18 protein-coding genes are annotated in these 23737 nt (G+C 55.1%); 9 read left to right on the top strand and 9 right to left on the bottom strand.

Features of this window, described 5'->3' with window-relative positions:
* The first annotated feature begins 396 nt into the window (after window positions 1-396).
* Both polA and spfP read left to right on the top strand, forming a co-directional pair.
* On the top strand, window positions 397-3186 hold the full coding sequence (gene polA, locus EPYR_RS00140) for a DNA polymerase I (protein WP_012666416.1): 2790 nt from the start codon (window positions 397-399) through the stop codon (window positions 3184-3186).
* 276 nt (window positions 3187-3462) lie between these two features.
* The gene (gene spfP, locus EPYR_RS21610; protein ID WP_438822126.1) at window positions 3463-3510 is read left to right on the top strand and encodes a small protein SpfP; all 48 of its coding nucleotides are present in this window, start codon (window positions 3463-3465) and stop codon (window positions 3508-3510) included.
* 164 nt (window positions 3511-3674) lie between these two features.
* Here the strand turns inward: spfP and yihA are convergent, their stop codons facing one another.
* Window positions 3675-4304 carry a ribosome biogenesis GTP-binding protein YihA/YsxC gene (gene yihA / locus EPYR_RS00145; RefSeq protein ID WP_012666417.1) on the bottom strand — a complete coding sequence of 210 codons (630 nt, stop codon included), beginning with the start codon at window positions 4302-4304 and terminating at the stop codon, window positions 3675-3677.
* A 561-nt stretch (window positions 4305-4865) separates the two neighbouring features.
* Here yihA and yihI point away from each other — a divergent pair.
* Together yihI and hemN are read left to right on the top strand one after the other, a co-directional pair.
* Window positions 4866-5390: a Der GTPase-activating protein YihI gene (gene yihI, locus EPYR_RS00150; RefSeq protein ID WP_012666418.1), complete on the top strand. Its 525-nt coding sequence runs from the start codon at window positions 4866-4868 to the stop codon at window positions 5388-5390.
* Window positions 5391-5645: 255 nt separating this feature from the next.
* Entirely contained in the window at window positions 5646-7019 is a 1374-nt protein-coding gene (gene hemN / locus EPYR_RS00155) for an oxygen-independent coproporphyrinogen III oxidase (RefSeq protein WP_012666419.1), read from the top strand.
* Between the two features lie 63 nt (window positions 7020-7082).
* On the opposite strand, the gene glnG is transcribed toward hemN, so the two are convergent.
* The 3 genes from glnG to glnA form a co-directional block, all read right to left on the bottom strand.
* Entirely contained in the window at window positions 7083-8492 is a 1410-nt protein-coding gene (gene glnG, locus EPYR_RS00160) for a nitrogen regulation protein NR(I) (protein WP_012666420.1), read from the bottom strand.
* A gap of 7 nt (window positions 8493-8499) precedes the next feature.
* Window positions 8500-9549, bottom strand: coding sequence for a nitrogen regulation protein NR(II) (gene glnL, locus EPYR_RS00165; RefSeq protein ID WP_012666421.1), 1050 nt, complete (start codon window positions 9547-9549; stop codon window positions 8500-8502).
* Window positions 9550-9739: 190 nt separating this feature from the next.
* Window positions 9740-11149 carry a glutamate--ammonia ligase gene (glnA, locus tag EPYR_RS00170; protein WP_012666422.1) on the bottom strand — a complete coding sequence of 470 codons (1410 nt, stop codon included), beginning with the start codon at window positions 11147-11149 and terminating at the stop codon, window positions 9740-9742.
* Between the two features lie 435 nt (window positions 11150-11584).
* Between glnA and typA the strand changes: the two genes are divergently transcribed.
* The 5 genes from typA to fabY all read left to right on the top strand — a co-directional run bounded on the left by typA (window position 11585) and on the right by fabY (window position 16528).
* On the top strand, window positions 11585-13408 hold the full coding sequence (typA, locus tag EPYR_RS00175; protein WP_012666423.1) for a ribosome-dependent GTPase TypA: 1824 nt from the start codon (window positions 11585-11587) through the stop codon (window positions 13406-13408).
* A gap of 200 nt (window positions 13409-13608) precedes the next feature.
* Window positions 13609-14220, top strand: coding sequence for a glucose-1-phosphatase (yihX, locus tag EPYR_RS00185; RefSeq protein WP_012666424.1), 612 nt, complete (start codon window positions 13609-13611; stop codon window positions 14218-14220).
* A gap of 3 nt (window positions 14221-14223) precedes the next feature.
* Entirely contained in the window at window positions 14224-15096 is an 873-nt protein-coding gene (locus EPYR_RS00190; protein ID WP_012666425.1) for a virulence factor BrkB family protein, read from the top strand.
* Window positions 15093-15530, top strand: coding sequence for a D-aminoacyl-tRNA deacylase (gene dtd / locus EPYR_RS00195; RefSeq protein ID WP_012666426.1), 438 nt, complete (start codon window positions 15093-15095; stop codon window positions 15528-15530). Before EPYR_RS00190 ends, dtd begins: the two co-directional genes overlap by 4 nt.
* Window positions 15531-15589: 59 nt before the next feature.
* A complete protein-coding gene (gene fabY / locus EPYR_RS00200; protein WP_014538413.1) occupies window positions 15590-16528 on the top strand; it encodes a fatty acid biosynthesis protein FabY in 939 nt (312 codons plus the stop codon).
* Window positions 16529-16535: 7 nt separating this feature from the next.
* Here the strand turns inward: fabY and rluF are convergent, their stop codons facing one another.
* From rluF to trmH, 5 genes are all read right to left on the bottom strand, one after another.
* Window positions 16536-17414: a 23S rRNA pseudouridine(2604) synthase RluF gene (gene rluF, locus EPYR_RS00205; RefSeq protein ID WP_012666428.1), complete on the bottom strand. Its 879-nt coding sequence runs from the start codon at window positions 17412-17414 to the stop codon at window positions 16536-16538.
* 83 nt (window positions 17415-17497) lie between these two features.
* Window positions 17498-19180 (bottom strand): AsmA family protein, encoded by a 1683-nt coding sequence (locus tag EPYR_RS00210; RefSeq protein ID WP_014538414.1) that lies wholly within the window; start codon window positions 19178-19180, stop codon window positions 17498-17500.
* A gap of 122 nt (window positions 19181-19302) precedes the next feature.
* Window positions 19303-20691: a nucleobase:cation symporter-2 family protein gene (locus EPYR_RS00215; protein ID WP_012666430.1), complete on the bottom strand. Its 1389-nt coding sequence runs from the start codon at window positions 20689-20691 to the stop codon at window positions 19303-19305.
* A gap of 242 nt (window positions 20692-20933) precedes the next feature.
* Window positions 20934-23015, bottom strand: coding sequence for an ATP-dependent DNA helicase RecG (gene recG / locus EPYR_RS00220; protein ID WP_012666431.1), 2082 nt, complete (start codon window positions 23013-23015; stop codon window positions 20934-20936).
* On the bottom strand, window positions 23015-23710 hold the full coding sequence (trmH, locus tag EPYR_RS00225) for a tRNA (guanosine(18)-2'-O)-methyltransferase TrmH (RefSeq protein ID WP_012666432.1): 696 nt from the start codon (window positions 23708-23710) through the stop codon (window positions 23015-23017). Before trmH ends, recG begins: the two co-directional genes overlap by 1 nt.
* Window positions 23711-23737: the final 27 nt, after the last annotated feature.

The raw sequence follows: 23737 nt of genomic DNA on the forward strand, positions 1-23737 counted from the left end.
CTACCTTCCGCGCCGGTATAACAGCCGGCGTTTTGACGATTATATCCTGTCATTATCCGCATAAAGTGGGCTTTTATCCGCTGAATATATCGCATATTTATGTTGACGTATTAATTTATATCCACATCGCACTGGTTGTGTAAAAGCGCAAGTCAGCCTTATGTACAGAAAATAAGCCAATGATAATGAAAGAAAAATAATGATTATTTTGCCGCAGGTTAGGCTTAAAATAATAGCCTGGTAAATTTACACACAAACTTATCCACAGATTTTCCATGCGCGACATCACGCAAAATCGCCATTGTCTGCGAATTATTCGCCGTTGTGATTTCATCTTTTATGGTGAGCTGTGGCATCCTTAACCCCAATCAAAACCAAAGAAGAACGTGACGACTTATGGCTCAAATTGCAGAAAACCCGCTGATTTTGGTAGATGGCTCTTCCTACCTGTATCGTGCTTATCACGCGTTTCCTCCGCTGACTAATAGCGCGGGTGAACCCACCGGTGCAATGTACGGCGTATTAAATATGCTTCGCAGCCTGCTGTTGCAATATAAGCCAAGTCATGTCGCTGTGGTTTTTGATGCCAAGGGTAAAACGTTCCGCGACGAACTGTTTGATGCGTATAAATCCCACCGTCCCCCCATGCCTGACGATCTGCGCGCGCAGATTGAGCCGTTACACAAAATGGTTAAAGCGATGGGGCTGCCTCTGCTGGCCATCTCCGGCGTTGAAGCTGATGACGTAATCGGCACGCTGGCGCTTGAAGCCGAGAAAGCAGGGCGCGCGGTATTGATCAGCACCGGTGATAAAGATATGGCTCAGCTGGTCACGCCTGATATCACGCTGATCAACACCATGAATAACGCGATTCTCGGCCCTGATGAAGTGGTTGAGAAATACGGCATCCCACCCTCGTTGATGATTGATTTCCTTGCCCTGATGGGTGACTCCTCTGACAACATCCCCGGTGTTGCTGGCGTGGGTGAGAAAACGGCGCAGGCGCTGCTTCAGGGGTTGGGCGGCGTGAAAGAGATTTACGATAACCTGGACAAAGTGGCGACGCTGACATTCCGGGGTGCCAAAACGATGGCCGCCAGGCTGGAGCAAAATAAAGAGATGGCACTCCTCTCTTATCAGCTGGCGACGATTAAAACGGACGTTGAACTTGAACTGACCAGCGACCAGCTAACGGTGGAAGAACCGGCGGTAGAGGAGCTGCTGGCGCTATTCAAGCATTACGAGTTCAAGCGCTGGATTACCGATCTTGAAGACGGCAAGTGGTTGCAGGGTAATAAAGGTAGCCCGTCAACGAAAAAAAAGGCGGCGGTGCAAAACGAACCGGCAGTGGCAGAAGCGACCAGCATGCTTTCCTCAGACGGCTATGTCACCATCCTTGACGAAGACACGTTCACCAGCTGGTTGAAAAAATTACAGGACAGCGAACTGTTTGCTTTCGATCTGGAAACGGATTCTCTGGACACGCTTAGCGCTAATATCATCGGCCTTTCATTTGCGACTGCGCCTGGTGAGGCCGCCTATCTGCCGGTCGCTCATGACTATCTTGATGCACCCGAACAGCTGGATCGCAGCGATGTGCTTGCGCGCCTTAAGCCACTGCTGGAAGACCCGCAGGCACAGAAAGTTGGGCAGAACCTTAAGTTCGATCGCGGCGTGCTAAAGCGTTATGACATCGAATTACAGGGGATCCGCTTTGATACCATGCTGGAATCCTACGCGCTGAACAGCGTGGCCGGTCGCCATGATATGGATACGCTGGCATCGCGCTGGTTAAATCATAAGACCGTCACTTTTGAAGAAATAGCCGGCAAAGGTAAGAATCAGCTAACTTTCAACCAAATTGCGCTGGAGCAGGCGGCGCACTATGCAGCAGAAGATGCCGACGTAACGCTACAGCTGCATGTGAAAATGTGGCCGGAGCTGGAAAAAGAACAGGGACCTAAAAACGTCTTTGAACAGGTCGAAATGCCGCTGGTGCCGGTCATTTCACGTATAGAACGTAATGGGGTGCTGATCGACCCGGGTATTTTGGCCACGCATTCGCAGGAGCTGGGCAGCCGCCTGGCGGAGCTGGAGCTGAAAGCGCATGAACTGGCAGGCGAGCCGTTCAACCTTTCATCACCGAAACAGCTGCAAACCATCCTGTTCGAAAAGCAGGGTATTAAGCCCACCAAAAAAACCCCTGGCGGTGCGCCCTCTACCAGTGAAGAAGTGCTGGCTGAACTGGCGCTGGATTACCCGTTACCGAAGGTAATTCTGGAGCATCGCGGCCTTGCCAAACTAAAATCGACCTATACCGACAAGCTGCCGCTGATGATCAATCCGCATAGCGGACGGGTACATACATCTTATCACCAGACGGTAACTGCAACCGGGCGTCTCTCTTCCAGCGATCCCAACCTGCAAAACATCCCGGTACGCAATGATGAAGGTCGTCGCATTCGCCAGGCATTTATTGCGCCGCAAGGCCATCGTATCGTGGCGGCGGACTACTCGCAGATTGAGCTGCGCATCATGGCGCACCTGTCACAGGATAAAGGACTGCTATCGGCCTTTGCCAGCGAACAGGATATTCACCGTGCCACGGCGGCAGAAGTGTTCGGCGTGTCGCTGGACAAGGTCAGCGGAGAGCAGCGCCGTAGCGCCAAGGCAATTAACTTTGGTCTGATTTACGGTATGAGCGCTTTTGGTTTGTCGCGTCAGCTAAATATTGGCGCAGGAGAAGCGAAGAAGTATATGGATCTTTATTTTGAGCGCTATCCGGGGGTTCTGCAATACATGGAAAGTACTCGCGAGCTGGCGGCGCAGAAAGGCTATGTATCGACGCTGGACGGTCGCCGTCTGTACCTGCCGGATATCAAAGCCAGTAATGCCATGCGCCGTAAGGCGGCCGAGCGTGCGGCAATCAATGCCCCGATGCAGGGTACCGCAGCGGATATCATCAAGCGTGCCATGATTGCCGTAGATCGCTGGCTGGAGCAGCAGCCATCCCCTGAAGTCAAAATGATTATGCAGGTGCACGATGAGTTGGTGTTTGAAGTGCATGCGGATGCGGTAGAAGCGGCTTGCGCGCAGATCCGTGCGTTGATGGAGGGGAGCATGAAGCTGGATGTGCCGTTGCGCGTAGATATTGGCGTAGGTGACAACTGGGACCAGGCTCACTAACTGCGCTCAGTAGCGGCTCACCGGAGTTTGTATTAGCGGGTTCCGGTGATTTTCTCCTGACCATGACGGGCTTTAAACGGTGCCTGATGCGGTTATTTAACCCTTTAGCTAACCACTTATGCTAAATCATCTTTTTCGTTATAAAGCTACAAAATTGACCGTATTTTGTGAGCCAGGTTAGATTAATTGTGTCATTTTCTGAAAATTAACGGCAAAAACCCCTTTTGAGCGCTCAAAAAATCATGTAGAGTTCGCTTTGTAGGGTACAGAGGTAAGATGTTCTATCTTTCAGGCCTTTTACTTAACGTAATCGGTTTTGGCTGAATATTTTAGCCGCCCCAGTCGTCATGACTGGGGCGTTTTTTATTGCCTGTCGTCTGGATTTCTGCGTGCCGGCCGCGCCCGGTCATCTCAGTTACTGCATGATAAACGCTTGCGTGTTTTACGCATTTGCCGCTCGCGGCTAACGCCAGACACCTGGCTTCAGGTCAGACCGCGTTTTCTTCGGTCGCCGGAGGAAGATCGCGATACCAGCTGTCCAGCTTCTGGCTCAGTTTGTCGACGCCAATTTTCTTCAACGATGAAAACAGTTCAACCTCTACCGTACCCAGGAAGGTTTTAGCCTCTTCCCTTACTGCATTCAACTGTGCTTTGCGCGCGCCGGACGCCAGTTTGTCGGCTTTGGTCAACAGCACCAGCACTTCTCTCCCGCTCTGCACGGCCCACAAGACCATTTGTCTGTCCAGCTCTTTCAACGGGTGGCGAATGTCCATCAGAACCACCAGTCCTTTAAGGCAGTGGCGGTCGTGCAGATACTCCGCCAGAGAACGCTGCCACTTCAGCTTTGTCTCTTCCGGAACTTCGGCATAGCCATAGCCAGGCAGGTCGACCAGACGGTAGCCTTCAGCAACCTGAAACAGGTTAATCAGCTGCGTGCGCCCCGGTGTTTTACTGGTACGTGCAAGGCTTCTCTGATTCGTCAGCGTATTTAACGCACTGGATTTCCCCGCGTTCGAACGCCCGGCAAAAGCAACCTCAATGCCGGTATCGGCAGGCAAATGGCGAATATCGGGGGCGCTGGTGACAAAATGGGTGAGGTGATAATTCCAGCCAGACAATGTAGATACTCCAGATAAAAAGGGCAATTGGGCTGATTATACCCTGTATGGCTGCAAAGCGCCCGGTAAGACACCCGCCTGCTTTACGGTTGTAAGACATTGACTATTTTTGCTGCCAGCACTCTCTGTTATTTACTCCGGGAAGGTTATTTTTTTTGATTATTATCATATGCTTATGAGATAACCTCTTAAAGAAGAAAGTGGAAAACACTGCCTCTATGTCGTGAGGCTGACAGGTTCGTTTATATTTAAACGCAGAAGCAGGATATTTCACTTCAGGATGAAGCGCCCAGGGAGTATCAGGACGACCACGGGCCGGGCAGGAAATGTGTACAGGCCTACGCGACAGGGATAGGGAAGTTTACCCGGAGTGGTAAGTCACAGCCTGGGCAATGGAAAACAGGGATACTGGTTGCTAAAAAGGATGCTGAAAATGTCAGTCCTTCTGCGGAAGGTGCAAAAAAAGGCGACAGGATGACCTGCCGCCTTTTTTCTTGCTCTGCTTTCTGCTAGATTCCGCCGCAATTCTATACTGAATATAAAAGTCTGAGAGCAGAAACCATGAAGCAGCCTGCACGCACGCCCCAGGATAAGAAACCGGCATCACGAGTGAAACGCAAAACTCGTGAAGAAATCAACCAGGAAGCACGCGATCGCAAACGCGACAAAAAGCACAGCGGCAATACCTCCGGTAGCCGGGCTAATCCGGTCACCGGGAGCCAGAAGGGCGATAAGAGCAAACCCGCTAAAGACCCACGCATCGGGAGTAAGAAGGCGATTGCACTGGGTGCGGATATTGTCCCCACTAAGCCGGTTAAAGCGGCTAAACCGGCGGTGGCGAAAAAACCGCGTCTGTCGCCGGAAGAAGAGCTGGCGATGCTGGAAAATGACCCACGTCTGGATGCGTTGCTTGACCGTCTGGAAAATGGCGAGACCCTGTCAGCAGAAGATCAGGCCTGGCTGGATCAGTCGCTTGACCGTATTGATGCGCTGATGGAGCAATTAGGTATTGCGCTGGATGATGACGCCGCCGACGACGAACAGGCGGAAGAAGACATGTATCGTCTGCTGAAAGGTAATCATTGATACTCCGGCTAATACCGCCGTTTTCTGTCGTGACTCAGGCAGCGCATTTTCGCGCAGCCTTAACTTTTCTCGATATCTGGCAATGATTTGGCCTGGATCAATGATTGCGCTGATTCTGCCGTGCTGGCTGGGCGGAATGTTGGTTAAACTACAACGGCTATCGCGGCTGAAAACCCGGCTGCGCGGCCGGATCGTCAGCCAGCAGCTTGCTGTGACGCGGCGATCTGCACCACCACGCAGATAAGGCCAGTGAGCATGCAGATACAGACGACAGAGTGGGATCTTCCACTGATCGAGAAATACAACCTATCCGGCCCACGCTACACTTCTTATCCGACCGCGCTGGAGTTCCATCAGAATTACGATGAGCAGGCCTTTTTGCAGGCTGCGCTGCGTTATCCTGAACGCCCGCTGTCACTCTATTTGCATATTCCGTTCTGCCATCGCCTTTGCTATTTCTGCGGCTGTAACAAGCAGGTGACGCGTCAGCAGCATAAAGCCGATGACTATCTTGCCGCACTGATGCTGGAAATTGCCGCCCGCGCCCGGTTATTTCAACAGCGTACCGTCAGTCAGATGCACTGGGGCGGCGGCACGCCAACCTTCCTCAATAAAGAGCAGATCGGCCGCCTGATGGCGTGTCTGCGTCAGCATTTTCATTTTAGCGATACGGCGGAGATATCGATTGAGGTTGACCCGCGAGAAATTGAGCTGGATGTATTAGATCATCTGCGTGCTGAGGGGTTTAACCGCCTGAGCATGGGGGTGCAGGACTTTAATAAGCAGGTGCAGGAAAAGGTGAACCGGGTGCAGGATGAGGAGACGATCTTCGCTCTGGTAGCCCGTGCGCGTCAGCTGGGGTTTATTTCCACCAATATTGACCTGATTTATGGTTTGCCAGCACAAACGCCGGAAAGCTTTGCCTTTACCTTGCAGAAAGTGGCCGAGCTGAATCCTGACAGGCTGAGCGTATTTAACTATGCCCATATGCCCGCACTGTTCGCTGCCCAGCGCAAAATCCGTGAGGCCGAGCTACCGGACGCACAGCAGAAGTTAGCGATTCTGCAACAGACCATTGCTACCCTGACGGCACAGGATTACCAGTTTATAGGCATGGATCACTTTGCCCGCCGGGACGACGAGCTGGCGGTAGCGCAGCGTGCGGGCGAACTGCATCGCAACTTTCAGGGTTACACCACTCAGGGCAACTGCGATTTGTTGGGAATGGGCGTATCGGCGATAAGCCGGCTTGGGGACAGTTATGCGCAGAATCACAAGGAGCTGAAGCACTATTATGCGCAAATACACGCCAGCAACACGGCGCTGTGGCGTGGTTTACAGCTGACGGAAGATGACTGTCTGCGTAGCGATGTGATTAAGCGCCTGATTTGTCATTTTTCCCTGTCATTTAAAAGCATTGAGACGCGCTGGGGAATTCGCTTCCGCGACTACTTTGCGCAGGATCTGGCACAGCTACAGCCGCTGATCGCCGACGGGCTGGTGGAATGCCATGATAACGCGCTTGTCGTCACCGCTAAGGGACGATTGTTGATCAGGAATATCTGCATGTGCTTCGACCGCTATCTGCGTCAGAAAACGTCTGGTGCACGATTCTCAAGGGTTATCTGAATAGAAAAAGAAAAGGCGGCTCCGGTAGGTCACCGTGCCGCCTTTTCATCGTCCAAAAGGGGACTATTCCATCCCTAACTCTTTCAGCTTGCGCGTCAGAGTATTACGCCCCCAGCCGAGCAGCCGAGCCGCTTCCTGCTTATGGCCCTGAGTATGGCGCAGCGCGGTGGTCAGCAGCGTGCGCTCCAGCTCCGGCTGCGCCTCGGATAACAGATTTTGATGACCGGAACGCAATGCCCTGTCGGCCCACTGCGCCAGCAGCGTGACCCAGCTGTCCGGCAGCGACTGCGCCGGGTTTTCGGGCGTCGCGGTCTCAAACAGCTCCGGCGGCAGATCCTGGATCAGCACTTCCTGACCGGCAGCCATCACCGTCAGCCAGCGACAGGTGTTCTCCAGCTGGCGCACGTTACCGGACCAGTGCAGGCGCGTCAGCGCGGTTTCGGTCTCCGGGTGCAGGATTTTGGCTTCCACCCCCAGCTCGCGTGCGGCGACCTGCAAGAAATATCCGGCCAGCCGTGGAATATCTTCCCGGCGTTCGCGCAGCGGCGGTAAATGCACGCGGATCACGTTCAGACGGTGGAATAAATCCTCACGGAATTTCCCCTCCTGTACTCGCCGTTCCAGATTCTGGTGGGTAGCGGCGATAATACGGACATCCACTTTGACCGGCGCATAGCCGCCGACACGATAGAACTGGCCATCCGCCAGCACGCGCAGCAGACGGGTCTGAACATCCAGCGGCATATCGCCGATTTCATCAAGGAACAGCGTGCCGCCGTCGGCCTGTTCGAAACGCCCCTGACGGATCTGATTTGCCCCGGTAAACGCCCCTTTTTCATGACCAAACAGCTCTGACTCGATCAGGTCTTTCGGGATTGCGGCCATATTCAGCGCTATAAAGGGCGCTTTGGCACGCGGACTGTGGCGATGCAGGGCATGGGCCACCAGCTCTTTACCGGTGCCGGATTCGCCATTGATCAGCACGCTAATGGAAGAGCGTGACAGGCGTCCGATAATGCGGAACACATCCTGCATGGCCGGTGCTTCACCGATGATATCGGTTGTCGGGCCGCTCACCGACTGATTGCGTGGCTGCTGCTGCTCCTGATAGTGGCTGATGGCACGTTCCACCAGCGCCACCGCTTCATCAATATCAAACGGTTTTGGCAGATAATCAAACGCACCCTGTTGATAGGCACTGACCGCCGCATCAAGGTCAGAATGCGCGGTCATGATAATCACCGGCAGCATGGGGTGGCGTTGCTTAATCTGTTTCAGCAGCGCCAGCCCATCCATGCCGGGCATGCGAATATCAGACAGTAAAACGTCCGGGGTTTTTGTCGCAAGGGCTTCCAGCACCTCGTTTGCGCTCTCAAACGCCGCGCACTGTAAACCAGCTCCAGTGAGCGCACGCTCAAGCACCCAGCGGATGGAGCTATCGTCATCGACGATCCAAACTATCCCTCGTTGCATAGAAACCTCACTGGCGAATAGGCAAGTAAACTGAAAATTCCGTGTGTCCGGGCCAACTGTTGAACTCTATTTTCCCCGAATGCTGATCGATCAAGCTGCGGGCAATGGACAGTCCTAATCCTGTACCGCCTTCGCGGCCGCTCACCATCGGGTAAAACAGCGTATCCTGCAGCTGCGCCGGAATGCCGGGACCGTCGTCTTCAATATCGATGCGTGCCACCAGGCGGTAACGTGTGCCGTGCAGCGTCAGCTGGAAGGCCGTGCGGGTACGTAATGTAATGGTTCCGCCCTCTGCGCCCAACGCCTGCAGCGCGTTGCGTACGATGTTGAGCAGAACCTGTTCGATTTGATCCGGGTCATGAGGAAGCTCTGGCAGGCTCGGATCGTAGTCGCGAACCAGTGACACATTATCAGGCAGTTCCATCGAAACCAGATTAACCACCCGTTCGGCCACCTGATGAATGCTTTGGGTAATGTGCATTCCCGGCTGCTGCGGCCCCAGCAGACGGTCGACCAGATTGCGCAGGCGGTCTGCCTGTTCAATGATCACTTTGGTGTATTCGGTCAGCGCCGGATCGGGCAGGGCTTTGGCCAACAGTTGTGCTGCGCCACGTAGCCCGCCCAGCGGGTTCTTGATCTCATGTGCCAGACCGCGCACTAAGTCACGCGCTGCCACCTGTTGCGCGTGCTGCAGCTGTTCCTGGCTCAACCGGCGCTGATTATCCATCGGCGCCATTTCCAGCAAAATAAGCCCATCAGGCAGGCGCTGTGCGGTTAGCGACATAATGTGCGCGCGGCTGTCCACCACCAGGGTGACTTCGCTGTCGGTGAAGCCCTGTCCGGCGTCCAGACTTTCGAGCATCACCTCAATATTCAGGGAAAAATACCCCATCAGTTCCGGCAGTGGCGTACCAAACAGCTTGCGGGAACTCTGCGCCAGCAACTGCTGTGCGGCGGGGTTGGCGTAATGAATCACCAGCTCGCCATCGACCAGCAAAATACTGTTGATCAGCGAATTGAGAATCTGCCCAGCATCGGGCAGCGTGCCAGTTGCCATACAGCATTCTCCTGAACTTCTTTTGCACCAATTTAGTGCATTATAGCCGCGTCAGCTGAAATCGTCCTGCTGAACGATAAATTTGCGGTGAAAAAAACCCATCCGGAGATGGGCTGAAAGTTTCCACGGCAACATATACCCGGCGTCCTTCATACCCCAGCTGCGAGATGAAATTCGCCGGATAACAAAATTAAACGCTGTAGTACAGTTCGAACTCCACCGGGTGCGGAGTCATGCGCACGCGCTCCATCTCCGCTTTACGCAGCTCGATATAAGCTTCGATAGCGTCGTCGGTGAACACACCACCACGCGTCAGGAACTCACGGTCTTCGTTCAGAGCGGCCAGGGCTTCGTCCAGAGATCCAGCAACTTTTGGGATCTCCGCTTCTTCTTCCGGCGGCAGATCGTACAGGTTTTTGTCCATCGCATCGCCCGGGTGGATCTTGTTGATGATGCCGTCCAGGCCAGCCATTAGCAGTGCCGCGAAGCACAGGTACGGGTTTGCCGCCGGGTCAGGGAAGCGCGCTTCAATACGGCGTGCTTTCGGGCTGGCAACAACCGGAATACGGATAGACGCGGAACGGTTACGCGCAGAGTAAGCCAGCATAACCGGCGCTTCGTAGCCGGGAACCAGACGCTTGTAGGAGTTGGTGGTCGGGTTGGCCAGCGCATTGATCGCTTTAGCGTGTTTGATTACCCCACCGATGTAGAACAGGGCAGTTTCAGACAGGCCGCCGTATTTGTCGCCGGCGAACAGGTTAGTACCGCCTTTAGACAGTGACATGTGGCAGTGCATACCGGAGCCGTTATCGCCGAACATGGGCTTAGGCATAAAGGTTGCGGTTTTGCCGTAGGCGTGAGCCACGTTGTGTACCACATATTTGTAGATCTGAATTTCGTCAGCTTTTTTGGTCATGGTATTGAAGCGGGTAGCCACTTCATTCTGACCTGCCGTCGCCACTTCGTGGTGGTGAGCTTCAACCACCAGGCCCATCTGTTCCATCGTCAGACACATGGCAGAACGGATATCCTGCGATGAATCGACCGGAGGAACCGGGAAGTATCCGCCTTTCAGACCCGGACGGTGGCCTTTGTTGCCGCCTTCGTATTCTTTGCCGGTGTTCCAGCAGGCTTCGATATCATCGATAGCCACATGGGAGCCGGAAGTGCTGCTGCCGAAACGGATATCGTCGAACAGGAAGAACTCCGGTTCTGGTCCAAACAGCACGGTGTCGGCGATGCCGGAAGAGCGCAGAAAATCTTCAGCGCGTTTGGCGATGGAGCGTGGATCGCGGTCGTAGCCCTGCATAGTGCCTGGCTCAAGGATGTCACAACGAACGATCAGAGTGGAATCTTCAAAGAACGGGTCAAGGACAGCGGTGGTGGCATCCGGCATCAGAACCATGTCGGATTCGTTAATACCCTTCCAGCCACCAATCGAGGAGCCGTCAAACATTTTGCCTTCTTCGAAGAAGTCAGCATTAACCTGGTGAGCAGGAATAGTTACGTGCTGCTCTTTGCCTTTGGTATCGGTGAAACGCAGGTCAACAAATTTGACTTCGTGTTCGTTCATCATCGACAGAACGTGTTCAGCGGACATACTTAACTCTCCTGGATTTTTTCATTGTCGTCGTGGTTAGAGAACTTCCACGGTGCGCTGTGCATTTGCCGCGCTACTTCCGATAATAAAGATCTCTGACAAGCTGGCAACCGTGTGGAAAAGGGCATTTTTCGCTTAGTAGGGTATTTGCGAAATCTATGCCAACTTTTTTATTTTACGCAAAAGGCGCTATGATGCGCCCTCTCGTCAGACGGGGAATGCACCATGATGGAAGTCGCGCACCATCCTGGTGCTGTTGAGTGGTAAATGGTCACCATTTTGGTGCAATGGCAACATTCCCGTGCAATCTTTGCACTGGCAATGGGTGCAAGAACCATCCGGACAGTTATCTTTATATGAAGTCTTCGAACTTGTTCAGTCCTTCGATTAATCCGTGTACAATAGCGCGCTATTTCTAATGCCTGAGGCAAAGCTGTGATCGAAAATTTGCGTAACATCGCCATTATTGCCCACGTTGACCATGGTAAAACTACCCTGGTTGATAAGTTGCTACAGCAGTCCGGGACCTTTGATGCCCGCACCGAAGCAACCGAACGCGTAATGGACTCCAACGATTTGGAGAAAGAGCGTGGGATTACCATCCTCGCAAAAAACACCGCCATTAAATGGAATGACTATCGCATCAACATCGTTGATACCCCTGGACACGCCGACTTCGGCGGTGAGGTAGAGCGTGTGATGTCAATGGTTGACTCGGTGCTGCTGGTTGTGGATGCAATGGATGGCCCGATGCCGCAAACCCGTTTCGTGACCAAAAAAGCCTTTGCTAATGGTCTGAAGCCGATCGTGGTCATCAACAAAGTTGACCGTCCGGGCGCGCGTCCGGACTGGGTTGTTGACCAGGTATTTGACCTGTTCGTCAACCTGGATGCCACCGACGAGCAGCTCGACTTCCCGGTGATCTACGCCTCTGCCCTGAACGGTATCGCCGGTCTGGACCACAGCGATATGGCGGAAGACATGACTCCGCTGTACGAAGCGATCGTCAAACATGTGTCGCCACCGCAGGTTGAGATGGAAGCACCTTTCCAGATGCAGATCTCTCAGCTGGATTACAACAACTACGTTGGTGTTATCGGTATCGGCCGCATCAAGCGCGGTAAAGTGAAGCCTAACCAGCAGGTCACTATCGTCGACAGCGAAGGCAAAACCCGCAACGGTAAAGTCGGTAAAGTTCTGACCCACCTGGGCCTGGAGCGTATCGACGCGACCGAAGCGGAAGCGGGCGATATCATCGCAATTACCGGTCTGGGCGAACTGAACATCTCTGACACCATCTGCGATCCGCAGAATGTGGAAGCGCTGCCGGCACTGAGCGTTGATGAACCTACCGTGACCATGTACTTCAACGTCAACACCTCTCCGTTCTGCGGTAAAGAAGGTAAGTTTGTGACTTCGCGTCAGATCCTTGACCGTCTGAACAAAGAGCTGGTACACAACGTGGCGCTGCGCGTTGAAGAAACCGAAGACTCTGATGCGTTCCGCGTATCGGGCCGTGGTGAACTGCACCTGTCGGTTCTGATTGAAAACATGCGTCGTGAAGGCTTCGAAATCGCCGTTTCACGTCCTAAAGTAATCAACCGTAAAATCGATGGCCGTATGCAAGAGCCATTCGAGAACGTGACGCTGGATATCGAAGAACAGCACCAGGGTTCTGTGATGCAGGCAATGGGCGAGCGTAAGGGGGATGTGAAAGACATGATCCCTGACGGCAAAGGCCGTATTCGTCTTGACTACCTGATCCCGGCGCGTGGCCTGATCGGCTTCCGTACCGAGTTCATGACCATGACTTCTGGTACCGGCCTGCTGTACTCCACGTTCAGCCACTATGATGACGTGCGTGCTGGTGAAATCGGCCAGCGTCAGAACGGCGTGCTGATCTCTAACGGCCAGGGTAAAGCGGTTGCTTTCGCCCTGTTCAGCCTGCAGGATCGCGGCAAGCTGTTCCTTGGCCACGGTGCTGAAGTGTATGAAGGCCAGATTATCGGTATTCACTCACGTTCTAACGACCTGACGGTGAACTGCCTGACCGGTAAGAAGCTGACCAACATGCGTGCTTCAGGTACTGATGAAGCTACCACGCTGGTTCCGGCTATCAAGATGTCTCTGGAGCAGGCTCTGGAATTCATCGATGATGATGAACTGGTTGAAGTGACGCCTCAGTCGGTGCGTATTCGTAAACGTCACCTGACGGAAAACGACCGCAAACGTGCAAGTCGTGGTCCTAAAGAAGCTTAATCCGCCGTTGACTCGTCGGTTTCAGGATGCAGCAAGGCCAGGCCTCTGCATCCTGAATGATGACGGCTAAAGTCGCGCGTTCTTCAGGGTCGGAACTTCTCTGACCCTGCAACTGCCCTGCAGTTTTCAATTCTCCCACCTGTTCAGCCTTCCGTTTTACCGTTAGAGTGAATAACTTAGCGCAACACAAGGGAGTGACCATGCTGTATATCTTTGATTTAGGTAATGTCATTGTTGATATTGATTTCAACCGGGTGCTGGGTGTCTGGAGCGATTTAGGCCGTGTGCCTTTGGCCACGCTGCAAAGCCGTTTCCAGATGGGTGAGAGCTTTTACCAGCACGAACGCGGTGAAATCAGTGATGAGGAATTCGCCCGGCAAATATGTGACGAGCTGGAGCTGCCGCTAAGCTATGAGCAGTTTGCTGCCGGCTGGCAGGCGGTATTTGTCGGCGTACGCCCTGAAGTCATTGCCATTATGCACCAGCTGCGTGAGCAGGGGGACCGGGTGGTTATCCTCTCCAATACCAATCGCCTGCACTGCCAGTTCTGGCCTTCACAGTACCCGGAAGTACAGGCGGCTGCCGATAAAATCTACGTATCACAGGAGATGGGGCTGCGTAAGCCCGATCCGGCCATTTATCAGCGTTTGCTCAATGAAGAGGAGACGTCGGCGGAAGAAGCTATTTTCTTCGACGACAATCCAGAGAACATTGAGGCAGCGCGTGCGCTGGGGATCCACAGCCTGCATATTACCGATGACCGCGTGATCCCGGCGTTCTTTGCCGACCGCATGCCCGACGAACGCCGGTAAAATATGCGCCCGCTCAATCATTTTTTGCACCGGTTACGGGCATTTTGCGCATGGATAAAGCTGCTATGCCAGCGTATCGACGAAGATGCGATGACCGTGCTGGCCGGGCACCTGGCCTATGTCTCGCTGCTGTCGCTGGTGCCGCTTATTGCCGTGGTTTTTGCCCTTTTTTCCGCATTTCCGATGTTCTCGGACGTCAGCGTGCAGTTAAAAAACTTTGTTATTAACAACTTTGTTCCGGCGGCCGGAACCACGGTGCAAAACTACCTGGAACAGTTCGTTGCCAACGTCAGTAAGATGACGGCGGTGGGGGTGGGGGGGCTGGTGGTAACCGCACTGCTGCTGATGTACTCGATTGACTCGGCGCTGAATACCATCTGGCGTAGCAAAGTGAAACGTTCGCTGGTTTACTCGCTGGCGGTGTACTGGATGATCCTGACGCTGGGGCCGCTGCTGGCGGGGGCCAGTCTGGCCATTAGCTCCTACCTGCTATCGCTGCACTGGGCGACGATCGGCGGCGTGAGCGGGCTGGTGGATATAGTGCTGCGGATATTCCCGCTGCTGCTTTCCTGCCTCTCCTTCTGGCTGTTGTACAGTCTGGTACCGACCACTCCGGTAGCGGGGCGTGATGCGCTGGTCGGTGCGATAGTCGGCGGTGTTTTGTTCGAGCTGGGGAAAAAGGGCTTCGCGCTGTATATCACCCTGTTTCCTTCCTACCAGCTGATTTATGGCGTGCTGGCGGCAGTACCCATTCTTTTCATATGGATTTACTGGACGTGGTGTATCGTGTTGCTGGGAGCGGAAATTACCGCTACGCTGGCTGACTATCGCCGGCTGAAGCAAGAAGAACAAGAAAGAGAAAATGAGGGTTCATGATTGCTTTAATACAACGGGCGCGGCAGGCCAGCGTGGCAGTCGCGGGTGAAACCATCGGCGAGATCGGAGCGGGGCTGCTGATTTTGCTGGGTGTGGAAAAAGGGGATTCCCCCGAAAGTGCGCGTAAATTAGCAGATAAAGTGCTCGGCTATCGTATTTTTGCTGACGAAGACGACAAAATGAATCTGAACGTGCTGCAGGCGGGAGGCAGCGTGCTGGTGGTGTCGCAGTTCACGCTGGCGGCCGATACCAAAAAAGGCATGCGGCCGAGCTTCTCCGGCGGTGCCGCTCCGGCAGATGCAGAAAAACTGTACGACTATTTTGCCGCCTGCTGCCGTGAAAAAGGTGTCACCACCGAAACCGGTCGCTTTGCTGCTGATATGACAGTGGCGCTAATCAATGATGGCCCCGTGACCTTCTGGCTGCAGGTTTGAAACAGCTGGCAGAGCGGCAAAGGAATAGCCTGACTGGCTCAGACAAAGAGAACCCTTTTATGTATCACCTTCGCGTACCAGAAACCGCAGAAGAGCTGGATATCTACTACCTATTCCGTTGGGAAATGCTGCGCAAGCCGTTACATCAGCCGATGGGGTCAGAACGTGATGCCTGGGATGCGCTGGCGCACCATCAAATGGTGGTTGACGAGCAGGGCGACCCGGTAGCCATCGGGCGGCTGTATATCAATGCCGATAACGAAGCGGCGATCCGTTTCCTCGCCGTGCATCCTGCCGTGCAGGGTAAAGGGCTGGGAACGCTGGTGGCGATGACGCTTGAATCCGTTGCCCGTCAGGAAGGCGTAAAACGCGTGGTGTGCAGCGCGCGTGAAGATGCCGTCGACTTCTTTGCAAAACTCGGCTACTTCAATCAGGGAGAGATCACCGCCCCGCAAACCACGCCGGTACGCCATTTCCTGATGATCAAACCGGTGGTGACGCTGGACGATATTCTGCATCGTGCCGACTGGTGTGGTCAGCTTCAGCAGGCGTGGTATCAGCATATTCCGCTCAGTGAAAAGATGGGCGTGCGCATCCTGCAATATACCGGGCAGAAATTTGCCACCACCATGCCGGAAACCGGCAACCAGAATCCCCACCATACGCTGTTTGCCGGCAGCTTATTCTCGCTGGCAACCTTAACCGGCTGGGGGCTGATCTGGCTGCTGCTGCGCGAGCGCCAGCTTGGCGGCACCATTATTCTGGCCGATGCCCATATTCGTTACAGCAAACCCATCAGCGGCAAACCGGGGGCGGTGGCCAACCTGGGTTCGCTCAGTGGCGATCTCGACCGCCTGGCGCGTGGGCGCAAAGCCAGGGTGAAGCTGGAAGTTCAGCTGTTTGGCAACGAAGAGTGCGGCGCGGTATTTGAAGGGGTTTACATCGTGCTGCCCGCCGATCCTGACGGGCCGCTGGAAGAGGGGGGCTGCGGTGTTTAAGGCTGTTTCAGCGCCCTTTCTTTTTACGCCCGGGCTGGGCAAAACGTTTACGCGGTGCGGGGTTAGCGTTGCCGGTCGCCTTCGCGCCGCCTTTTGCACCACTGGCGGCAGGTTTTTTAGCGGTGGTGGCCTTTGGTTTGGTTTTTTTCGCTGTGCCGTCCTCGGACGATGAGTTCTCAATCAGTTTAAACAGCTCGATCAGCTCATCATCAGTTAAATCACGCCACTCCCCCGGCGGTAGCCCCTTCAGACTGACGTTCATGATGCGCGTACGCTCAAGTTTGCTGACTTCATAACCAAAGTGCTCGCTCATACGGCGGATCTGGCGATTAAGCCCCTGCACCAGCGTGATGCGAAAAACAAACGTCGACTCTTTCTTAACTTTGCATTTTTTGGTCACCGTGCCCAGCATCGGAACACCGGCACCGAGGCCGCGAATAAACTCCTCGGTGACCGGCTTATTCACGGTCACCAGGTATTCTTTCTCATGATCGTTGCCGGCGCGCAGGATTTTGTTCACCAGATCGCCGTGGTTGGTGAGGAAAATCAGCCCCTGTGAGTCTTTATCCAGACGTCCGATAGGGAAAACGCGCTTGCTGTGATTAACAAAATCAACGATGTTATCGCGCTCACCTTCTTCCGTAGTGCTGATAATACCCACCGGTTTATTCAGGGCGATAACCACCAAATCTTCTTCATTACGCGGCTCTATAAGCTGACCGTTCACTTTCACCACGTCTCCGGCAAATACCCGATCGCCCACAGAAGCACGTTTGCCGTTGATAAAAACGTTGCCCTGTTCGATGTAACGGTCGGCATCCCGACGCGAGCAGATACCGCTCTCGCCGATGTATTTGTTAAGACGAATAGATGGGTTGGTCAGCATAGTTCCTCCGAAAAAAACGGACTATACCTTACCGATGCAAGCTTGCGAAGCAGGGCGTGGTGGATTACGCCCCGTTCGACGAGCTACTGCGCGCTGACAACCTGACCTGCTGTCATGGTCTGCCGAACCGAGCGACCGCCAGCGGTGACGTCAAGCGTGCCGTTGACGCCGGGTTTTAGCGCCTTTCCGGCCTGCAGGCTGCCCTGAATGTTTAACTGCATATTGGCGGCGTCCGTCAGCGGCACCTGTGGCCATCCCCAGTCATGTAGCAGATTGGGTGCGACCTGGCGGCCGCGCAGGGTCAGCGACAGCGAGCGCAGAGGCTGCTGACCCACTGTTGCCTGCCCCTCCAGCATCCCTTCAGCGCTGGAAGCACTCATTTCTGTCACATTGATGCTGCTGTCGGTGGCCGTCAGAGCCAGCGATGGATGGCGCAGATCGACGCGATTAAAGGTGGCTTCGGCGGCGTTAACGCTCAGATCTCCTGACCAGATGCCCCATTGACCATGGCGCGCCATCAGCAGGTTGCTGCCCGTGCCGTCCAGCGCCGTCATCTGAAACGGAAAGTCCGGGCTGACATCGATAATCAGATTATGGCTGGCGCTGAGTTTGCTAACCTGCACGCTATCCAGCCATGAAGGCAGTGCCTGCATCCAGCGCTCGCGCCAGTTGAGAGGCAGGGTGTACTCCAGTCCTGCCACCACCAGTTCATCCAGCGTTAGCTTCTTATCGTTGCGCGTCCAGTTACCCTGAGTACGCACCAGGCCGTTTACCCAGCGGGTACTGAACTGGTTCAGGGCTATACCCTGTGCCGAGAAGGTCATCCGGGCGATCGGGTCGTCAAGCTGCATGCTGCCGTTGACAACCGTGTTGGCGTTCAGCACCAGCGTGCCATTATCGCTTTGCCAGTCGCCATCGCGCAGCGCCAGGTCTTTCAGTACCAGATCGAGATCGGTGACCGCCCAGTCTTTCCCTTCCAGCCGCGCATCCGTCACGTCCATACGTGCAATATGCACTGGCGGCAGCGAGCGCAAGGGTTGCAGAAATTCACCCAGGGACTTATCACTTTGCAGGCGGATGCGGTTAAGGTGCAGGCTTGCTACCTGCCAGCTTCCCTGTGCATCACGCCGGGCGCTGGCGGTGACCGATCCCAATGCCATATCGGCACCCAAATTACTCAGTACTAACTGCCGATCTTTGATGCTGCCCTGAATCAGTACGTTAGCGGCCGGGATGCCGTCCAGCGTCAGCGCACCGGCGCTAAGCTGGAAACTGGCGTTTTGGCCCAGCACATCATCCTTTTCAGGTTTCCACGGCGTAATACCGCCGTCGACACGTTGTGCCTGTAACGGCCAGTTAGCCAGATTGCGGATTAGCGCCATCTGGCTAAGCTGAAGTCGGTCAGCCTGCAATGAGAAAGGGGGGCGATGAGTACTAAGATTTAACGTACCTCTGTCGAGCTGGATACTGGCAAAGTGCAGCGGATGGCTGAACTGTTTCATCCCCAGCCCAAGGTCGACGTGTTGTGCTACCAGTGAGGCGGGTTGGCCTTTGCGGGCAAAGGAGACGTCATTCAGGATCAGATGACCGGGACTGGAGAATTTATGCTCCACTTTACTGAACGACAGCTGATAGTCGCTGTTTTCCCCGATCTGGCGGCTAATCCATCCCGCCCCCCAATGGGTTTGCAGTAGCAGATAAAGGCCCAGAGCCACCACCAACAGGAGCAGTAACAGCGTGAGCAAAACGTTGCCGAGAAACTTCATCGTATCCATCCCTATGAATTCTGGTAATGGCTTGTTATGCCCGATTTATCGCTGTAGCTCAACCTGCAACGACGGGCGGACGAAAATTATTCGCCCGCCCGTCAGTTATGCCAGGAATAGGCTTATTTTTCGAGGGGAAACACCAGATTCAGAATAATGGCGGTGATACCGCCGGCGGCGATGCCGGAAGAGAGCAACGTTTTCAGCCAGTCCGGCGCAAACTGCAAAATCAGCGGCTGCTGGGAAACACCGAGGCCGACAGCCAGCGACAGTGCGATGATCATCATCGCCCGACGGTTCAGCGGCTCACGCGAGACGATGCGTACGCCTGAAGCGGCGATAGTACCGAACATCACAATGGTCGCCCCGCCGAGAACCGGCTCAGGAATATGCTGCACAAAACCACTCACCGCCGGGAACAGCCCCAGCGCAATCAGCATCAGCGCTACAACAAAACCCACGTAGCGGCTGGCAACGCCGGTGAGCTGGATCACGCCGTTATTCTGACCAAAACAGGAGTTGGGAAAAGTATTAAACAGTGCAGAGACACAGGAGTTCAGCCCATTAGCCAGTACGCCGCCTTTCAGCCGCTTCATATACAGCGGGCCGCTGACCGGCTGCTCGGAAACGTCAGAGGTGGCGGTGATATCGCCAATGGTTTCCAGCGAGGTCACCATAAATACCAGCATCAGCGGGATTAACAGGTTCCAGTCGATGCCCAGCCCGTAATAAAATGGCGTCGGGATGGTGATTAGCGCGCTGTTGGATGGTGCGGTATTTTCCGGCAGCATTCCCATCACCCAGGCCAACAGATAACCTGTTGCCATGGCAATCACCAGTGAGGCGACGCGCAGGTACGGGTTACGCTGGCGGTTGAGCACAATAATCACCGCCAGCACTGCCCCCGCCAGCAGCAGGTTTTTCGGTGCGCCGAAAGTGTGATCGCTCATTGCGGCAAAGCCACCGCCGATGGAGGTCAGTCCAACCTGAATCAGCGACAGACCGATGATCATCACCACAATACCGGAAACCAGTGGGGTGATAACGCGACGGGCGAGGTGCAGCACCCGGGACAGCGCCATCTCGGTACAAGAGGCCAGCATTAGCGTGCCAAACAGCGCGGCCATCATGGTCGGTACGTCGGCTCCGCCATTTTTCAGCGCCAGCCCGCCCATAATCAGCGGCGTGACAAAGTTAAAACTGGTGCCCTGAATCGACAGCAGCCCGGAACCCACCGGCCCCCAGGTTTTAATCTGCAGGATCGACGCCACGCCGGAGGCAAACAGGGACATGCTGATGACGTGCTGCGTATCCTGTGCGGGCAACCCGAGTGCCTGACAGATAAGAAGCGCGGGCGTGATCACGGCGACAAACATCGCCAGCAGATGCTGGCAGGCGGCAAACAGGGTTTGAGGCAGCGGCGGGCGGTCTCCAAGACGATAAATCAGCTCGCTTTTACCCGCAGTGACAGAGTGCGGTGCGGCGGCGACATCCCGGGTTTCAACGGTCATTCACAGGCTTCCCAACGGCAATAAAGAGGCGATTTTAGTCTTCTTTAGCGTAAAAGCAATCGTTTGCTACTTGCCGGCCTGCATAGGGTTGGTAGCCGGTACGCAAGACAAGTTCAGACGTTGGCACCAGGCTCGGCCAATGATAACCGGGAAAGAGATTTAACGAACAGGCAGGCGACATCCCGCCGCCGACTCAGCCAGCGGATGTCGTAATAAGAGGGATGAGTCAGTGACGATGCAAATTAAGCATTGGTATAACGCTCGGTTTCCGGCAGCCAGCGTTCAATCAGCGCCACGGCCTGTTCGGGATAGTGCTGGTGGATATGGCGCGCCACGCGCTGAACCTCCGGGATTAGCGCCTGGTCGCGCAGCAGGTCGGCCACCCGGAATTCGGCATTGCCGGTCTGACGCGTGCCCAGCAGTTCACCTGGACCACGGATTTCCAGGTCACACTGGGCGATCACAAAGCCGTCGTTGCTGTCGCGCAGCACCTGCAGGCGCTTCTGCGCCGTTTTACTCAATGGAGACTTGTACAGCAGCACACAATGGGAAGCCACCGCGCCACGACCCACGCGCCCGCGTAGCTGATGCAGCTGTGCCAGTCCAAGGCGTTCGGGATTCTCGATAATCATCAGGCTGGCATTCGGCACATCAACCCCGACCTCAATCACCGTGGTAGCGATCAGCAGGTGGATTTCACCCTGCTTAAAAGCCTGCATCACCGCCTGCTTTTCAGCTGGCTTCATGCGGCCGTGTACCAGCCCGATAGTCAGTTCCGGCAGCGCCAGTTGCAGCTCTTCCCAGGTGGCCTGGGCTGCCTGAGCCTCCAGCAGTTCGGACTCTTCGATCAGCGTGCACACCCAGTAAGCCTGGCGGCCTTCACTGCCGCAGGCGTCTTTTACGCGGGTAATGATATCCGCACGCCGCGTATCAGGGATGGCCACGGTGGTCACCGGGGTACGTCCCGGAGGCAGCTCGTCGATAGTGGATGTATCAAGGTCGGCGTAGGCGGTCATTGCCAGCGTGCGTGGGATCGGCGTGGCGGTCATAATCAGCTGATGAGAATGAAACCCCTGCTCCTCGCCTTTTTCCCATAGCGCCAGACGCTGGTGGACGCCAAAACGGTGCTGCTCATCAATAATCACCAGTGCCAGACCGTTAAACTGTACCTGCTGCTGGAAAATAGCGTGGGTACCGACAATCATCGATACCTGGCCGCTGGCAATCGCCTCCTGCTGCGCCAGGCGAGCCTTACCCTTCTGCTTCCCAGCCAGCCAGCCGACTTCCAGCCCCAGCGGCGCGAACCACTGGCGGAAATTATTGGCATGCTGCTCGGCCAGTAGTTCGGTCGGTGCCATCAGCGCGACCTGCTTGCCCCAGGCAATAACGTTTAACGCCGTCAGCGCCGCGACCAGCGTTTTACCGGAACCCACATCGCCCTGCACCAGGCGCATCATCGGATAATCATGGGCCAGATCGTTTTCAATTTCGCGTACCACCCTCTGCTGTGCGGCGGTAGGGCGGAAAGGCAGCGCGGTAAGCAGCCGATCGCTTAACTCATGGCGGGGCGACATCGGCAATGCGTGATAACGCTGGGCGCCGGCGCGTACCGCAAGCATGCTGAGGTTATGCGCCAGCAGTTCTTCCATAATCAGACGGCGCTGCGCCGGATGCGTTCCGCTGTTGAGATCGGCCAGAGCTATATCGGGCGGCGGGCGATGCAGGGTGCGCAGGGCATCGGGCAGGCTGATTAATCCCCCGCTTAACTGCGGCGGCAGCAGCTCGGCAATGGCACAGGTATCGAGCAGGGTTAATGCCTGATCGGTCAGATTGCGTAATGTTGCCTGGCGTACGCCTTCAGTGGTGGAATAGACCGGCGTCAACGTCTCCTGCAACCCGGTGACGCTATGTTCTCCCTGAACCTTGTATTCAGGATGAATGATCTCGGCACCACGCTGACCACGTTTTATCTCGCCGTAAGCAGTTACGCGTCGACCCACCGCAAGGCTGTTTTTCATCCCGGCATTGAAGTTAAAAAAACGCAGCGTCAGCGTGCCGGTGCCATCACCTATCTGGCAGGTCAGCATACGGCGGCGGCCAAATGAGATATCGCTGTGCAGCACTTCCCCTTCAACCGTGGCGTAAATGCCCGGCAGCAGGTTGTTGATCGCGTAAAGCTGGGTACGATCTTCGTAGCGCAGCGGCAGATGCAGCAGCAGATCCTGTACCGTTACCAAACCGAGTTTTGCCAGCTTTGTCGCCTGGCTCGCTCCCACGCCGGATAGCGTGTTGAGCGGCACTGCATCCAGCAGGCGGCCCTGCATTATTTACGTGCCTTAGATTGCATGGTTGCCCACCATTCAGGGTCGGCAACTACCTCACCGCGATCGTTAATTTCAGGGTAGGGCAACCCTTTATGTTTCGCAACGCGAGCCAGCACCGGATAGCCGCCTTCGAACAACAGACGCTGCTGTTCGCTGTATTCCAGCGTGCTTTCTTCACGCAGATACATGCCGGCATTTTGCCGCTGGCGCTGGGCTTCATAGAGGATCAGGGCTGAGGCAACGGAAACATTCAGTGACTGCACCATGCCGATCATCGGAATAATAATGTCGCCATCGGCCAGGTCGAGCGCTTCGCGGGTAATGCCGGTTTTTTCCTGCCCCATCAGAATACAGGTCGGGCGGGTGTAGTCGATTTCGCGGAAATCAACCGCTTTATCAGAGAGATGGGTGGCCAGAATCTGCATGTTCTGGCCTTTCAGGCAGGCTACGGCCTCGGCAATGGAGCGGTGGGTTTTCACCTGAACCCAGCTGTTACTACCGGCGGCGGCGGAGACCATGGTACGCATACGGCTGCCCGGCCAGACGGCGTGAACTTCATGCACACCGACGGCATCGGCGGTACGGATCACCGCAGAAACGTTATGAGGCTTGTGTACCTGCTCCATGCAGACCGTTAAATCGTGCTGACGGGCGGCAAGCATTGCGCGGATGCGGGCATAACGTTGTGCATTCATGCGAAAACAGGCTCCCTAAAATGAATA

This window comes from Erwinia pyrifoliae DSM 12163 (assembly GCF_000026985.1).
In the GTDB taxonomy this organism is placed as follows: Bacteria; Pseudomonadota; Gammaproteobacteria; order Enterobacterales; family Enterobacteriaceae; genus Erwinia; species Erwinia pyrifoliae.

Coding starts and splice junctions, on each gene's coding strand:
- polA (WP_012666416.1), top strand. CDS start 397: ATGGCTCAAATTGCAGAAAACCCGCTGATTTTGGTAGATGGCTCTTCC.
- yihI (WP_012666418.1), top strand. CDS start 4,866: ATGAAGCAGCCTGCACGCACGCCCCAGGATAAGAAACCGGCATCACGA.
- hemN (WP_012666419.1), top strand. CDS start 5,646: ATGCAGATACAGACGACAGAGTGGGATCTTCCACTGATCGAGAAATAC.
- glnG (WP_012666420.1), bottom strand. CDS start 8,492: ATGCAACGAGGGATAGTTTGGATCGTCGATGACGATAGCTCCATCCGC.
- glnL (WP_012666421.1), bottom strand. CDS start 9,549: ATGGCAACTGGCACGCTGCCCGATGCTGGGCAGATTCTCAATTCGCTG.
- glnA (WP_012666422.1), bottom strand. CDS start 11,149: ATGTCCGCTGAACACGTTCTGTCGATGATGAACGAACACGAAGTCAAA.
- yihX (WP_012666424.1), top strand. CDS start 13,609: ATGCTGTATATCTTTGATTTAGGTAATGTCATTGTTGATATTGATTTC.
- EPYR_RS00190 (WP_012666425.1), top strand. CDS start 14,224: ATGCGCCCGCTCAATCATTTTTTGCACCGGTTACGGGCATTTTGCGCA.
- dtd (WP_012666426.1), top strand. CDS start 15,093: ATGATTGCTTTAATACAACGGGCGCGGCAGGCCAGCGTGGCAGTCGCG.
- fabY (WP_014538413.1), top strand. CDS start 15,590: ATGTATCACCTTCGCGTACCAGAAACCGCAGAAGAGCTGGATATCTAC.
- rluF (WP_012666428.1), bottom strand. CDS start 17,414: ATGCTGACCAACCCATCTATTCGTCTTAACAAATACATCGGCGAGAGC.
- EPYR_RS00210 (WP_014538414.1), bottom strand. CDS start 19,180: ATGAAGTTTCTCGGCAACGTTTTGCTCACGCTGTTACTGCTCCTGTTG.
- EPYR_RS00215 (WP_012666430.1), bottom strand. CDS start 20,691: ATGACCGTTGAAACCCGGGATGTCGCCGCCGCACCGCACTCTGTCACT.
- recG (WP_012666431.1), bottom strand. CDS start 23,015: ATGCAGGGCCGCCTGCTGGATGCAGTGCCGCTCAACACGCTATCCGGC.
- trmH (WP_012666432.1), bottom strand. CDS start 23,710: ATGAATGCACAACGTTATGCCCGCATCCGCGCAATGCTTGCCGCCCGT.